This is a genomic window from Bacillus sp. T-10(2022) (assembly GCF_056502895.1).
The window spans coordinates 1,004,641-1,020,450 of record NZ_CP113518.1; the positions used below are offsets into that span (position 1 = coordinate 1,004,641).

Annotated in this window: 11 protein-coding genes; 6 read left to right on the forward strand and 5 right to left on the reverse strand. The window is 42.0% G+C overall.

What is annotated here, in order from left to right; all coding sequences use genetic code 11:
* The first annotated feature begins 113 nt into the window (after positions 1–113).
* On the forward strand, positions 114–260 hold the full coding sequence (locus OSJ91_RS04905; RefSeq protein ID WP_100298038.1) for a hypothetical protein: 147 nt from the start codon (positions 114–116) through the stop codon (positions 258–260).
* A 116-nt stretch (positions 261–376) separates the two neighbouring features.
* Positions 377–1,342, forward strand: a complete 966-nt coding sequence (locus tag OSJ91_RS04910) for a quinone oxidoreductase family protein (RefSeq protein WP_485891851.1) — start codon at positions 377–379, stop codon at positions 1,340–1,342.
* Positions 1,343–1,714: 372 nt separating this feature from the next.
* Here OSJ91_RS04910 and OSJ91_RS04915 read toward each other — a convergent pair whose 3' ends face one another.
* The gene (locus OSJ91_RS04915; protein WP_485891118.1) at positions 1,715–3,103 is read right to left on the reverse strand and encodes a hypothetical protein; all 1,389 of its coding nucleotides are present in this window, start codon (positions 3,101–3,103) and stop codon (positions 1,715–1,717) included.
* 201 nt (positions 3,104–3,304) lie between these two features.
* Here OSJ91_RS04915 and OSJ91_RS04920 point away from each other — a divergent pair, with 201 nt between their 5' ends.
* Positions 3,305–5,107: a hypothetical protein gene (locus OSJ91_RS04920; RefSeq protein ID WP_485891119.1), complete on the forward strand. Its 1,803-nt coding sequence runs from the start codon at positions 3,305–3,307 to the stop codon at positions 5,105–5,107.
* Positions 5,108–5,206: 99 nt separating this feature from the next.
* Here OSJ91_RS04920 and OSJ91_RS04925 read toward each other — a convergent pair whose 3' ends face one another.
* Positions 5,207–5,899, reverse strand: coding sequence for an FHA domain-containing protein (locus OSJ91_RS04925; RefSeq protein ID WP_350301453.1), 693 nt, complete (start codon positions 5,897–5,899; stop codon positions 5,207–5,209).
* Positions 5,900–6,083: 184 nt separating this feature from the next.
* Here OSJ91_RS04925 and pbp4 point away from each other — a divergent pair, with 184 nt between their 5' ends.
* Positions 6,084–8,117 carry a penicillin-binding protein PBP4(5) gene (gene pbp4 / locus OSJ91_RS04930; RefSeq protein ID WP_485891120.1) on the forward strand — a complete coding sequence of 678 codons (2,034 nt, stop codon included), beginning with the start codon at positions 6,084–6,086 and terminating at the stop codon, positions 8,115–8,117.
* Between the two features lie 422 nt (positions 8,118–8,539).
* Here pbp4 and OSJ91_RS04935 read toward each other — a convergent pair whose 3' ends face one another.
* Positions 8,540–10,840, reverse strand: a complete 2,301-nt coding sequence (locus OSJ91_RS04935) for an immunoglobulin-like domain-containing protein (RefSeq protein WP_485891121.1) — start codon at positions 10,838–10,840, stop codon at positions 8,540–8,542.
* Between the two features lie 351 nt (positions 10,841–11,191).
* Between OSJ91_RS04935 and OSJ91_RS04940 the strand changes: the two genes are divergently transcribed.
* Positions 11,192–12,649: a protein adenylyltransferase SelO gene (locus OSJ91_RS04940; protein ID WP_485891122.1), complete on the forward strand. Its 1,458-nt coding sequence runs from the start codon at positions 11,192–11,194 to the stop codon at positions 12,647–12,649.
* Positions 12,650–12,730: 81 nt separating this feature from the next.
* Here the strand turns inward: OSJ91_RS04940 and OSJ91_RS04945 are convergent, their stop codons facing one another.
* Positions 12,731–13,159: a MarR family winged helix-turn-helix transcriptional regulator gene (locus OSJ91_RS04945; protein WP_350301457.1), complete on the reverse strand. Its 429-nt coding sequence runs from the start codon at positions 13,157–13,159 to the stop codon at positions 12,731–12,733.
* A gap of 120 nt (positions 13,160–13,279) precedes the next feature.
* Between OSJ91_RS04945 and OSJ91_RS04950 the strand changes: the two genes are divergently transcribed.
* Entirely contained in the window at positions 13,280–13,867 is a 588-nt protein-coding gene (locus tag OSJ91_RS04950; RefSeq protein WP_350301458.1) for an NAD(P)H-dependent oxidoreductase, read from the forward strand.
* A gap of 614 nt (positions 13,868–14,481) precedes the next feature.
* Here OSJ91_RS04950 and OSJ91_RS04955 read toward each other — a convergent pair.
* Positions 14,482–15,810 (reverse strand): sodium:solute symporter family transporter, encoded by a 1,329-nt coding sequence (locus OSJ91_RS04955; RefSeq protein ID WP_485891123.1) that lies wholly within the window; start codon positions 15,808–15,810, stop codon positions 14,482–14,484.

Sequence of the window (15,810 nt, forward strand, 5' to 3'; positions counted from 1 at the left end):
TTATTATGAAGTGCCTATTTTTCCGGTAATTTCTGTGGTAATCGGACAAGCTAACATTAGATGCATTAAACAGTTCAACATGAAAAAAAGCATTAATGAAGGGGAGATAGATCATGGGAAAAAAACACCGCAACCGTATCGCTTCACCGAAAAAGAATAACCATATTCCGAAAGCGGATATCATAGCAGAACATGAAGCGCACGGTAAAGAATACTCTGCGAATAAACGAAAGAACGGTCCTGGCTCCAATACAGATTGATTAAACTTAGTGACCGCTCTAGCCTTTAAGGGCAGGGCGGTCATTTGTGTTTCTTGCCATCAAAGGGTTCATCCTATATCTTAAAGAATGAAGAACCATTGAAGGGAGTTAGGATGATGAAAGCACTTGTCTTTGATGATTTCGGCGGGCCGGAAGTTCTGTCTGTAAGGGAAATTGCAGAACCTGAACATTCAAAATCAGCCGTGATCGTTCGAATGAAAGCAATCGGATTGAATTTTGCTGATGTATATAGAAGGAAAGGAAATTATCATTTGGTGGGTGATCCCCCATTCATTCTAGGGTATGAGGGAGCAGGGGTCATCGAATATGTCGGGGAAGATGTCCATCATGTGAAAGCAGGAGATCGTGTCGGGTTCGCTGATGTTCCCCATGCAAACGCGGAGCTGGTTTCAGTTCCAGCTGATAAACTGTTACCGCTGCCTGAGGGCATTTCCTTTGAAACGGCCTCTTCCGTTTTACTTCAAGGATTGACTGCCCAATATTTAACTCATGACAGCCATCCGGTTAAACAAGGGGAAACCATTCTGGTCCATGCCGCTGCAGGTGGAGTCGGTCAATTACTGACACAGATGATTAGGATGAAGGGCGGTCAGGTCATTGGCTTGACCTCATCGAATGATAAAGCGGCTGTTGCCAAGCAAATGGGTGCGGATCATGTTTTCCTTTACGGATCGGACTGGGTGGATTCCATTAAGGATGTAACCGGCGGTAAAGGTGTTGATGTTGTTTATGAATCAGTGGGCCAAACCTTGATGGATAGTTTCAGTGCGACCAAGACTGGAGGAACTGTCGTATTTTTTGGGATGGCAGGCGGTGATCCAGAAAAAATCGACCCGAGAATGTTAATGGATACATCCAAGGCATTAATTGGTGGTGACCTTTGGAATGTCCTGACTACCCATGAAGAACGGACAAGAAGAACAGCAGAGCTATTCCAATGGATTCTGTCAGGGGAAATCCTCATCAAAGAACCGACTCTTTTTTCGTTTGAAAATGGGGCGGATGCACATCGACTTCTTGAAAGCCGGAAAAGTTCGGGGAAAATATTATTAATACCATAGCAAATCATGAGGGCTTTCCATTCTAAATGGGGGCCCATTTCTTTTGGTGGTCTGCCGAGATTCAACCCCTTATTCATACTGATGATCAGAACATTTTTCAGTTCCTTTATATAGACCCATTCTAAGACCCTTAGAATAACTCCATAATAAATACCCGTGCCCTTACACGGGTTATGGCCTGCTGTCAAAACAACTTGATGACCAAGTTGGCTTATCTACAAGATCCATATGCAACACACGAATTCAGAGGAGAAATCCACAATGGGCCAATCACCAAACAACAATCGTCATTCTTCAATTCACAGGCTTTCGTTACAAGCAAAAAAAAGAGAACGGATCCGTTCTCTCTTGGAAAACTTATGAATAGCCATATTAGGGAATGAAGAGAAGATCGAGACGCTCCTTTTGAATCGCGAAATAAGATTGGAGGGTTTCCTTTTTCTTTGTGAGAGGAAAGTTCCGGACAGCCGGGGCCACTGCATGATTGCCGAATTTAAGAACCAAGGTCAACAGCCTATCCAACTGGCCATATGTATCGTTTCTAATGCGAGCCATATATTCGGCAGCAACCTGCTTACAATCATCGGTACTTTTCCTTTTTCCTTCTGTCCGTAAATCTTCGGTCACTGTCTTTACACGGGAAATGAGCCATGTATCGCACCAGTCGTTCAGTACATTGCGGATGAAGTCTGCTTGCTGGTACTTATGGAGAATGGGCTCGATATGTTTTGCCATTTCCAAATCATTCACTACCCGGCGAAGAGCTTTCTCTGAGATGTTTCTATGAAAATGGACGCGTTCAAGCAGGCTTTTGATGGATTCTGCCTGGTGGGCATACTTGACCATCTGTTCCAATGTTTCATTGTACATGATCTTGCTTAAATAAGCAGAGGCTTGTTTTGGGGCAAGAAGCAACTGCTTATTGGCAGGAAGCGCCTGGCCAAATTTCTTAAGAGAATGAGAATAGACGAAACGGGCTAACTTCTGCAGTTCCTTTTGGATATCATTGGAGATGTTTGTCGCTTCTTGCAGAAAGGAACGGAAAATATATTTACCGACCCGTTCCAATTCCCTGCATACAGAATCATTGATATGCCCAAGGTAGCCAGAGTTAAAAATCGTTCTCCGCAATAATGCCCGTTCCGCCCTATTTTCCTTATAGTGCTCCAAGACGCCTTCGGTAAAGGTGAACACCAGAACTTCTTTCTTTGAAAAAGCTCTGCTCGCAAATGAAATCGTCACGATATGGCCTAAAGCGTCATGGATGGCATCGATTGCATCCAATAAGCGCTGCCTTGTGAATAGCGAGCTTGAATCAGGAATGATTTCATTATAATCGAATAGTACTTCTTCAGACTTCAAAACGGACATTCGGAAAGCACCCATAAGCAGAAGCCGTTTTCCATGAATCGTTAAGGTTTTGAAAGCATCGCTATATAAGAAACGGTATTTCTTGCAATAACGGTCCGTCTTCCTGTTATAGCCAAGATTACTTGCAGGACCAAGGTTAAACTTATATAAAACGTCTTCACCTTGATGAACGGGCACAAACACTTTTTTAAATGATCCTTGTGGTGCGGTGAATTTATTGACGATCTGCCTTAAGTATTTTTCTGTCGTTCCGACTCCTCTGGCCATCATATGAAGCGGGCTCTGGATGACCCCGTCCCAATCACTGTGGAGCAAGGCATACAAACACGTATCGAATTCAGTGGAAGATACATTCCTTAATAGGTATTGGTAAGTTTCTTCATAAATCATAAGGCTTCGTCCCCTTTGGCATCCATCCTTTTCTAGAGTCTATATAAACAATAAATCGGTAAAAGTAGCATCGTTGGTGTAAATTGTATTGGAAGTTTTTTGACGTTATTTAGATATATTTAAAAAATAGTAAATTAGTTGTACAAAAGTGATAAAATGGGTAAATGGGAACATACATGACAAGGAGAGATTTTTAAAACCATGATACTTTCACTACTCGGTTTCATCTTAAAAGGAATTTTAATGAAAATACCATTTGCCATACTGGGACTTTCCTTGATTCCGCAGAGATGGATAAACGCAATTACCAAAAAGGATATACCTTTTTTCATTGAACAAGTTCTGAGACTTTTAGTTTCTGCTGCCGTATTGTTTTTCGTTATCGATATCATGCTGCTGGATCTTACTGCCGCTGCATTCTTTTCGAGTTTTGCCATTATTCTAGGGCTCATTCTCATCATCGATTCAAGAATGTATATGTACAGTGCCAGTGAATCTTCAAGCACCAGACGGAATCGGAGGGGAAATGAAGGGGCAAAGCAGCAAAAAACACCTTGGAACGTACATTTTAACAGCTTGATAGGTGTCGTTTTGATTGCAGCATGGGTCATCATGCTGTTTTACCCGATCACTTTTGCCGCAGATCTGCATGGATTGGCGAAGGTCGATAAGAAAAAAGAGCTGGAAGAAGTTCAAGATATAAAAACCATGCCGCTCGTTACAGTGAAAATGGCTGACGCAAAAGGCGATGCAGCGATTAATAAAATAGAAAATGCATCATATTTCACTGAAGGCGAATACCGTCTGACCAATATCAATGATGAATTGGCTTATACATCACCCATTGAAATGGACGGGTTTTTAAAAGCCGGGAAAGCGGAATACACGCCAGGTTATAATCTGATTTCCGCCGTATCGACGGATAAAGGGGCAAGTACTGTCAAAGGGAAGATGCTGTATGCTCCATCACAGTACCTTGATCATGATTTGGAAAGGACCATCCGCAATGCATATCCGAATAAAATCATCCATGATTCATATTTGGAACCGAATGAAGATGGAAAGCCCTTCTTCGTAGCTTCAGTCGGACATTATTTGAAATACCGCAGCGGTCCCGTGGTGGACGGGGTGGTATTGGTCAATCCGGAAACGGGGGACACGAAATACTATCCAAAAGGAAAAGAACCTAAATGGGTAGATCGGACATTCACATTGGAAACAGCCCTGGAGTATTGGACTTACTGGGGAAAATATATACACGGGTGGAAAAACCAGTCCCTGATTGGGCCGAAGAAAGATGTCCTGATTCCTAATGAGGATAATATGCAAGTTACGTTTAACGAAAAAGGCGAATTGATTTATGTAGTGGACTTTACCCGGGCTAAATCAAAAGGCAACTCCAAAACCCTTGTAGGTTATGGTGTTTTCAATGCCAAAACAGGTGAAATGACGTACTATAAAGGCGTCACGTCCGTTCTGACTGGAAAGGAAGCAAAATCCAACGCCAATGCGAGTGAGTTTTTGTCTAAGTACCCAGGCTGGAAAGCCACTAATGGGATTTTCTATACGATTTACGGTGCTCCCACTTATGTGATTCCGGTTACAAAGGGCAGCAAGTTCCAAGGTGTGGCGATCGTTTACGCCAATAGCGATAATCCCCAAGTGGTCTTTGGGAAAACGAAAGACGAAGCTTTCCGTAATTATAAAAAGCTGATTGCCTCTTTAGGGAAAGTCAGCGGTGTGACGCCTCAAAAAGGTTTTGAGATGAAAGAAATAAAAGGGAAGGTATTAAGGATCAATGATGCCAATCTTTCAAATGGATACGTCTTCCATTTAATCGTCGAAGGCAATGCCAAGAGGTTCTCGGTGGATCCTGGTGTCAATGCGCTATCTGATATTGTGTTGACGAATGTAGGAGACAGGGTTGTGCTGAAGGTGATGGATATGGAAGAAGACATCGTTCCAGTCGATGAATTCACTAATCTGGATTTGCCAAAGAAATGATAATGGACCGTGGACATATAAACTGGCCATCTCCAATATAAGCATGAAAAAAAGCATTGTTATCCGCAATGCTTTTTTCATGTCTTTGAATGATTGTCATTATAAGTCCGATAGATTGAACGAAATGATGGATTCCATATAATATCCCTTTTGGATGACGGCTTTTATTGCAAAGTGCCCATTTATCCGTTTCCGCACCCGGTACAGAAGTGAAGCGATTTCCTCTGCCGTCACAATTTGCTCTGGATCACCGACTCTCTCTGGCCATACTTGCTGGACAATTTCTTCCTTTGAAATAAGGTTGTCCAAATTCTCATAAAGCAGCTTAAAGCAATTGAATTCCTTTGTCGGCATTTTAATGGGTGCTTCTTCATTGATGATCACGGTCTGAAGGTGCTCATTGATAGCGACGGTTTGCTGTAACTCGGGGTTCACCGGCGTGAAATCCATTGTTAAATCGTTGTCGATGGAGATCATGAATTCAATCAATCCATTGACTAAAGTAATCGAATCCCCCGGTTCAATGTGACAGGGATTGCCCGGTACGAGCGGCATCTGGTTCACGGAGGTACCATGTTTGCTTGCCAAATCCTCAATGAGGAGCTGTCCTTCCTCCATATAAATCCGGCAATGTTCCCTGGAAACAAAGTCATTGTAAAGCTTGAAATCAGCTTTGGAGTGCTGGCTGGCACGCCCGATCAGCAGGCTCTTCCCTTCGAATACATAGGCGAATTCCTCGGTTTGGCCTTTGTGCAAGGTTCTCAATACAACCTTGAAAGTTTTATGGAACATTCACTTCATCCCCCCTTTAAAAGTCAGAATTTTTAGATTATTGTCATGGATTTATCATTTTGGCTACATGGCTGTTTAGTGGGTTCAATTTTATAATTATAAATTATCAGACGCTTACTTACTAACGAAAAATGAAAAAAATACAAATTAGGCACACAGCCATTATAAGAAAGAGGATTGACGGATGAAGAAAGTAACTCTATTTTTGCTGATATTCGCTTTGATAGTGGGAGGATTTTTTCTATGGCGTTTCCTCAAAGCCGACAAGGCGACACCTGAAGAAGTATTCGATGACTATGTAAAACAATTCTCCGAGCAGGATTATGACGCGATGCTGCACGCCATTTCCGAAGGGGAACTCGAAGAATATGATTATGACAAACAAAGTTTTACTGATAAATATGATGCCATCTTTTCAGGGATGGAGGCTTCATCCATCACGGTTTTATCCAAGGAACTGCTCTACGATGAAGATATCGAAGCATATGAAGGCAGCTTTAAAGTGAAAATCCATACATTCCTTGGTGAAATCCTGGCCTCCTATCAGACTGCCTTCACTAAAGTGGATACGGAAGAAGGGGAGGCGTGGAAGGTGAAGTGGAATCCTTCCTTGATCTTACCGGGAATGGAGAAGGGCGATAAAGTCAGCGTGCAGACATATTTGCCGAAGCGAGGGGAAATCCGTGACCGGAATGGAAATCCGCTCGCTGTTAATGCAGATGTGTATGATATGGGAATCATCCCAGGTGAGCTGGGGAATTCCAAAGAAGCAAGCATCAAAAAGCTAAGCAGCGCTTTCGATATTCCTGAAGAAACCTTCAATAAGGCGCTTGATAAAAAATGGGTGACAAAAGACAGCTTCGTACCGATTGCCACCATGCCGGTAGATTTCAAACCGGAAAGCATCGCCGGCAAAGACCTTCCTGGAGTCACCTTCCAAACCGGAAAAACCAGGTACTATCCGGAAAAGGAAAGCAGTGCACATCTGATTGGTTATGTGAAGGAAGTGACGGGTGAGGATTTGGAAAAGGATACCGATCATGTATATAACGAAGGGGACTATATCGGGAAAGCCGGCCTGGAAGAAGTGTATGAGAAACGATTAAGAGGGAAAAAAGGCGGAATTATCCAAATAAAGAGCGAAACGGGCAAGCAGAAAAGCATCATCAAAGAAGTGGAAGCCGTTGATGGGGAAAATATCAATCTGACCATCGATTCGGCACTGCAAAGCGAAATTTATGAAACGATGAAAAAAGATGCCGGGGCAGTGACGGCCATGCATCCTTTGACTGGGGAAATGCTTGCATTGGTCAGCTATCCTTCCATCGACCCGAATTTGATGGTTGGCGGCATGACGGATGAGCAGTGGAAGTCGTACAGCGAAAATCCGAAGCTTCCCTTCTTAAACAGATTCTCAAGCCTGTATGCCCCGGGTTCGACCTTTAAGGCCATAACGGCTGCCGTCGGGCTGACTGTAGGCACGACGTTTCCTGAGAAGAAACGGGAAATTACCGGATTGCAGTGGAAGAAGGACAACAGCTGGGGCGGATACTACGTAACTCGCGTAAAGGATGCTCCTTCGGTTGATATGGTCGATGCCCTCGCCTATTCCGATAATATTTATTTCGCACAGGAAGCCTTGGAAATGGGTGCCGAAAAATTTGAAGAACATGCCATTGAATTTGGATTCAAGGAAGACTATAAGCTGCCTATATATTTGAAAAAGAGCCAGCTTTCCAATAAAGGGATCAACAATGAAGTGTTGCTTGCAGACTCCGCATATGGACAAGGGGAGGTCCTGATGTCCCCGGTTCATTTAGGAACGGCCTTCACGCCATTCGTAAACGACGGGAATATGGTGATGCCTGTATTGCTGGCAGATGAAAAAGCACAACCACGCAAATCCGTCATTTCAAGTGACGTTGCCAATACCGTAAAAGAGGCATTGATACAAGTGGTGGAGCGGGAAAGCGGAACCGCCCATAACCTTAAAACCACGAAAGCGGTCCTTGGCGCAAAGACAGGCACCGCCGAACTGAAAAGTAAAAAGGGTGAAGATGGATCAGAGAATGGTTTTGCCGTCATCTTTGATGCGGATTCCCCATCCATATTGCTTACAGCGATTGTCGAAGACGTAAAAAATCGCGGCGGAAGCCATTATGTGACAGACAAAATGAAGCCTGTCCTTGATGATTACCTTGCCGCTGAAAAGCAATAGAAAAAGGAGTTGACCATAGGTGAGTATGTGGAGAGATAAAATAAGTGCCTTCAGCATCCTGCTGATGATCATTAGTATGATAGTATATATTATTTTTCCCCATCCCTTTACACTCATTCTGTACTGTATATTTGGAATTGCCTTTATCAGCCTGACTTTATTGAATTAAGACTACCCTTGAATGGGTGGAGGACGGAACAGTAAGAAGAGATGAAAAAAAGCCTGCCGTATCAATGGCGGGCTTTTTTTGAGAATAATTTACGGTGAGCCTTAGCATTAGTGAATAAGTTTCTTTATTAATTTGTTCACACGTATAAATATGACTAAACTAATCCAATTTAAATAAAATAAGAAAAAAGAAGTAGGGTAAATTTCCCTACCTCTGAATCTTCAATATACCTTTTTGTAAATTTCCTATATTGTTAAATATCTATAGAATATTGATACGATTTATCATTTTCGGTTCTTATAGTCACTACTACCTTACTTTGATTTGCCCAAATACCAACCTTGAAATTAAGGGTCATACCCCAGCTAGAATAAGGAGCAATAGTAGTGTTAATCCCTGAATTTTCAAGTTTTTCTGCAGTGTATGTTGAATACAGAGAATCATTTTCAAAAATTTCGACCTTCTCTATAAACACACTTTCTTTTGACTCATAATTGTATATGTTAATTGATAAGCTCTTAATTAAATTGTTTATAGTAGCTGAGCCGGATTTATATAAATACAAGTTAGGACGATCCGATATTGTTAAAGTTTTAGAAGTGCTAACCCCGTCAACAGTTGCAGTGATAGTTACTGTCCCCTCCGATAAAGTTTTTAATACTCCATTTTCATCTATCGAAGCCACTGTTTCATCAGAGCTATGCCAACTTATTTGTTGATTAGTAGCATTCTTTGGGGAGATTATAGCCGCTACTTGTTGGCTCACTCCTGTTTTCATAGAAGTAGGAGCAGTGATTGAGACACCAGTTACAGCTATTTTTTGAACAGTGATTGTTCGACTTATCTCAGCAGTATTTCCAGCCGCGTCAGTTACTTTATATGTTACTAAGTAATTTCCTTCAGTCTCTGAATCTACTGAACCACTAGTTTCAATTTTAGCAGTTAGATCACCATCGTTATTATCTGAAGCAGAAACGTCATCTAATAAATTAAATTGTGAATGTAATCCTATCATTGTATCAGCAGCACCAATAATTATAGGTTTAATCGTATCAACAACTGTTACTACACGATTGGCGGTTACAGTATTTCCGGATTGATCGGTAACTGAATAGATTAAAACATAAGTTCCAGCTTTATTAACATTAACCGAACCATCAACTTTAATGGCAGAAGTAATATCTCCGTCACTATTGTCAGAAGCGGAAATATCATCTAGAGCGTTAAAGCTTTCCCCAAAATTAAGTTGAATGTCTTGAATGCCGGATAAAACAGGTTTAAGTGTATCAATCACTGTTACGGTACGATTGGTAGAAACAGTATTTCCTGATTTATCTGTCACCGAATACTTTAAAACATAGGATCCAGCTTTTTTGACATTAACTGAACCATCAACTTTAATGGCTGAAGTAATATCTCCGTCATTATTGTCAGAAGCAGAAATACCCTCTAAAGCAATAAATTTTTCACCTAATTTGATTTGAATATCTTTAATATTCGATAATTTCGGTTTGATATTATCTAGGATTGTAATCGTACGCGTAACAGTCTGTGTATTTTTAGCTTTGTCTGAAACAGTATAGATTAGTTTGTAGTTTCCAGCCTTTTTCATATTAACAGTGCCAGAAACTTTAATATTTTTCGTAATATTTCCGTCGACATTATCCTTCGCAGTAACACCGGATAAAGCGCTAAAAGAAGAATTGATATTTACTGTTTTATTAGAGGCGCCTGAAATAGAAGGTTTAACGGTATCTTTCTTCACAGTAATCGTACGGGTAACCGTGGTTTTATTTTTAGCCTTGTCCGAAACGGAATAAGAGAGCTTATAGTTTCCAGCCTTTTTCATATTAACAGTGCCAGAAACTTTAATATTTTTGCTGATATTCCCATCCACATTATCCTTTGCAGTAACACCGGATAAAGCGTTAAAAGAAGAATTAGTATACACCGTTTTATTTAATGCGCCTGAAATAGAAGGTTTAACGGTATCTTTCTTCACAGTAATCGTACGGGTAACCGTGGTTTTATTTTTAGCCTTGTCCGAAACGGAATAAGAGAGTTTATAGTTTCCAGCTTTTTTCGTATTAACAGTGCCAGAAACTTTAATATTTTTCGTGATATTCCCATCCACATTATCCTTCGCAGTAACGCCGGATAAAGTATTAAAAGAAGAATTAATATACACCGTTTTATTAGAGGCGCCTGAAATAGAAGGTTTAACGGTATCCTTTTTCACAGTAACGGTGCGGGTAACTGCGGTTTTATTTTTAGCTTTGTCCGAAACGGAATAAGAGAGTTTATAGTTTCCAGCTTTTTTCGTATTAACAGTGCCAGAAACTTTAATGTTTTTCGTGATATTTCCATCCACATTGTCCTTCGCAGTAACGCCGGATAAAGCGTTAAAAGAAGAATTGATATTTACCGTTTTATTAACAGCACCAGAAATGGCAGGTGCAACTGTATCCGAAGCTCCAAATGTTACACTAGGTACAGATAAACAAATTAATATTAAACAAATAGCAATGAAACAATTTTGTGTTTTTTCTTTCATATTTCTCTCTCCTAATCCAAATGTATTATATATCTACTGGTACTAATGAATTATAAACCTTCTAAATTATACCACCAATGTTAAATTAAGAGGTGATAAATTATATTAAAGAATTAAAAAATAATTAGTACTCCATAAATAGAAACTACACACCAAAAATCTAGGGGATATCCAAAATGAACGAGATATTCACCATACTTTAAAAGAGCCATTTTCTAGCAGAAACGGTATAATTAATTGTTAGAAGTAGACATTAAAATATGGACTGCAACTTAGTTTTATCGCGTGTTTTAACTGAATCTTGAGCGAAAGAACCTTTATACAAAAGTCAAAATAAGAAAAGGAGAAACCATGACTAATGAAACAGGATGGAATTTAGACAATAGCTATGCACGTCTACCGGAAAAGTTTTTCACGAGCACGAACCCGACTCCTGTACGTTCACCGGAGTTGATCATTCTCAATGAGAGTTTGGCTGGATCTCTTGGTTTGGACGTAAAGTCCCTGCAAAGCGAAGATGGTGTTGCGGTGTTTGCCGGAAACGAGATTCCTGAAGGTGCTTCGCCTCTTGCCCAAGCATATGCTGGCCATCAATTCGGTCATTTTAACATGTTAGGGGACGGCCGGGCGATATTGCTTGGCGAACAGGTCTTGCCCGAAGGCGAGAGGGTCGATATCCAGCTGAAAGGGCCAGGAAGAACGCCATACTCCCGCGGTGGCGATGGCCGGGCTGCACTTGGACCGATGCTGCGCGAATATATCATCAGCGAGGCGATGCACGGGCTCGGCATTCCTACCACCCGAAGTCTGGCAGTGGTGACGACCGGTGAAACGGTAATCCGTGAAACTGGGCTGCCTGGTGCCATCATGACCCGTGTGGCTTCGAGTCATCTTCGTGTCGGCACTTTTCAATTCGCTGCAAAATGGGGCACGATCGAGGAACTCCGGACACTTGCCGACTATGCCATTAAGCGTCATTTTCCAGACATTGAAGCCGATGAAAACCGTTATCTTTCGCTGCTGCAGGAAGTGGTAAAGCGTCAGGCTGAGCTCATTGCCCAATGGCAGCTGGTTGGCTTCATTCATGGGGTGATGAACACCGACAACATGACGATCAGCGGGGAAACCATCGATTATGGCCCTTGCGCCTTCATGGATGCCTATGACCCTGCAACGGTATTCAGTTCAATTGATAGACAAGGCCGTTATGCCTATGGTAACCAGCCGGTAATTGGGGGTTGGAACCTTGCGCGATTCGCTGAATCCCTATTGCCGCTGTTGCATGATGACCAAGATCAGGCCGTTACTTTGGCACAAGATAAGATTTCCGATTTTAATGATCTGTATCATGCTAATTGGTTAGCGGGAATGAGGGCGAAACTGGGGATATTCAACGAAGAGACTCAGGATGAAGCGCTTATTAATGGCATCCTCAGCATGATGAAAAAGCATGGTGCCGATTATACCAATACCTTCCGTGCCTTGACCTATGATAAAGTGGAGGATACGGTCCTTTTCGGGACACCGGAATTCGCTCAGTGGCAAGAGCTTTGGAAGGCGAGACTGGGAAGGCAGAAGGAATCGAAAGAATCTTCGGGTCAGTTGATGCAGAACAGCAATCCTGCAGTGATCCCACGGAACCACCGGGTGGAAGAAGCGTTGGAAGCGGCAGTGGAGCAAGGGGACTACAGCGTGATGGAACGGCTGTTGGATGTTCTTGCAAATCCTTATGCACACTGCGAGGAACAAGCTGAATACGCCGCACTGCCTGTGTCGACAAAACCTTACCGGACCTTTTGCGGCACCTGATTATAAAACATGTATGAAGCAGCTCCCGCGATTGAAGTCGATTCTTTTTCAACTTCAATTGCGGGAGCCATTTTTATGCCTTTAGTAAAAAAGTTTTGTTTGAAGAATGTCCAGGGCACGGTCAATTTCCGCTAAATCTTCCTTTGATGCATGTTGCAGCCGGCTTTGGAAACGGGATTCTACGATTGCAAAAGCCTCGTTCATCATTATTTCCCCCTCTTTGGAGAGGCGGATGTATTGTTTCCGCCTATCTTCCGAATCACTTATTTTTTCAATTAAATTCTTTTCGCTTAATTTTTTCAGTTCACGGCTCGTGTTAGGCATGGAGATATGCTGACAGTCACTGATTTCACTTGGTGTGACAGGCTGACTGACTGTTATATATTCAAGAATTTTATATTGTACCGGCGTGATGGCATCCGATTTGGCGTTTTGTGTCAATTCGTGTGTGACTTGATGTACGGAAGTTGTAAATGTGACCATTTTTTCAAAAAGAGCTTTTTTGTCCATAACTTTCACCTCTTACTGAAAAGATATCAAAAGTGTTATCAAAATACAATTATCATTTGACAACAAAAAAGATGGTGCTGTATTATTGTTATCAAATGATAGGTAAATGGGGGGGACGTCATGAACTTGCTGGTCATCTACACATATCCAAATCAAAAAAGCTTAAGCCATGCATTTTTAGAAAAAGTCATCAAAGGAAGTAAGGAGAACCCGAACATAAAGGGGCTGCAGGTCTTGGATTTATATGAAGAGGGCTTCAATCCGCTCTTGGAGTTCAATGAGCATAAACGAAGGCGTGATATGCATCGTGATCCTCAGCTTGAAAAATATAGAAATCAGATTACATGGGCCGACAAGATTGTCTTTGTCTATCCGATCTGGTGGGGGAGGCCTCCTGCCATGCTGATGGGATATATTGATCAATTATTTTCTGCGAATTTTGCCTACAGGGATAAAAAGGGATTGTTCCCGGAAGGCCTTCTGAAGGGAAAGTCGGTCGTATGTGTGTCCACGATGAAGGGACCTGCAAAGTATCCGCTTATCTGGTTGAATGATGCGCATAAAATATTGATGAAAAGAGCACTATTCAATTTTGTCGGAATCAAAAAAGTGAAGTTTTTCGAATTCGGTAATATGGAAAGTCCAAAGGGGAAGCAAACTCAAAAGCTAGAAAAGGTTTATCGGTATTTCAGAAAGGTGGCAAGCTAAGTTTTTACGAGATTAATAGTGGGATTCCAGGTGTAGACAAACTAGATAATAATTGATTTTGCCTACAGTTTTTTATTTTAAAAAAAGTTTCAGTTGATTTCAGAAATCCGCTCCCTTTCCGCCGACTGTCTGCCAAGCCTCCTCGCCGCAAGCGGCTGTGGGGTCTCGGCTAGCCAGTAATTCGGCAGGAGTGTCGCAAATTTCTTCAATCCAATAAGGATTACAGCAAAAAAACATTAAGGATAATCTAGTCTTGTATTAAATTCGTGGTAATAATTTCGGATACGGATAAGATCCTTTAAGATCCCCAGTTATAGCTTGTACAATTTGTAAGTTGATTGGAACGTAGGGCACTCGCTTTCCGCGGGCGGTCCGGGAGCCTCCTCGGCGCTTCTTGCGTCTGCGGGGTCTCCCTGGACGCGCTTTTCTAAGCAGGAGTCTTGCACACCCGCTCCAATTAACTTTGCTTTTTTCTACAAACTGTCTTGATCTATAAAGATTAGGCTTTTTTTATTTGTTGTGATATTGAGTCCTCTCAAGACCTGCGGAGCCAAATACACGCAGAGGTGATTACATAGTTTGTTATGTAACCACTTTGCCATCCGCCTTCTTAATCAATCCCGTTTTGTTTTCACGAGCCTCCATTTGTTCTTGATGAGGGTAAGGATCATACAAATCACCATGATCGTCAATGATGCCAGCCCGCTGAACCATATGCTTTGGAATTCACTTACATGAGGCTGGATGATGTATGAAGCCACAATGGCCAATACCGCGCTTATCGGTATGTAATCAGGGATTTTCCCTTTGCTGAATACGATAATCAGGATTGGAGCCAGCAATGCCGAGTATATATTGCCTGAATAAAATAAGAGCTCTAATAGGTTTGGGGAATAGAAGAGTGTAGCAACGAAAACAAATCCTCCAATACAGATCGAAAGCAGGCAGGCCATCCTTATTTTTTGCTGGTTGCTTTTTTTTGTTTGTAATGGTTCAAGAATATTGGCTACGATCAGGCTTACCAATGAATGCAGGCAGGCACCGAATGTTGAGGTGATTGCACTGAAAGCGCAGAGCACAAAAAGGATAAAAAAGAATGGTGTCGTTATTTTGTTTGCCAATCCAGCCAGAATCGAGTGGATATCAGTGAAGCCGCCCGTAAAGATAACCATGATGAACAGTGATGAAAAGGAGAGCGGGAATATGATCCATATAAGGCCGGATAAAGAGAATGTCAATCGAACCTTTTTCATTTCTATCATGAATAATCGCTGCCATGATGTCAGGTCAAAGAAAAACTGGCCGAACCCGACAAGAAGTCCAGCAAAAAGAAAACTCCATAGATCATACTTATTTATTACGAGCATGTATGGATGGTATAAACGGATCCCATCATAAACGGGCTGAATCCCTTCCTTGACGAAAAAGTATAAGGGAATCAAGATAACCGCGGCAAACATGAAGACAACTTGAAAAGCTGCGAAACCATGAATGAGCTTTAACCCGCCAAATCCAGCATAAAGGACACAGAAACCGAAAAAAAAGAACAGCCCGACATAGAGCGGGGTATCGAAAAGAAACTGACATAGGGTGGACGCAGCCATTCCCTGAATGAATAAAATGTGTAAGCTGGTTATGACCAGAATCACGATCAATATCCAATATCCGAGGGGATGAAGCCTGACTTTTAAATAGTCCCCGATGGTCAAGCCCACGGGGAAATCCTGCCGGACCCTCTTCCCGATGAAGCTGAACATGAACAGGGCGATCGCTCCCATCAAGGCGTATCCGATCCCTCCGAAAACTCCATACTTCACCATCGATTCGGGGGAAGATAATATCGTGGTTCCTGTCACCCAGCGTGCCAGGAGGGAGATGATCCCTAAACCCATCCCGATTTGAATGGGACCTTGTACGTATTCTTGAAATGTACGTGATCGCAA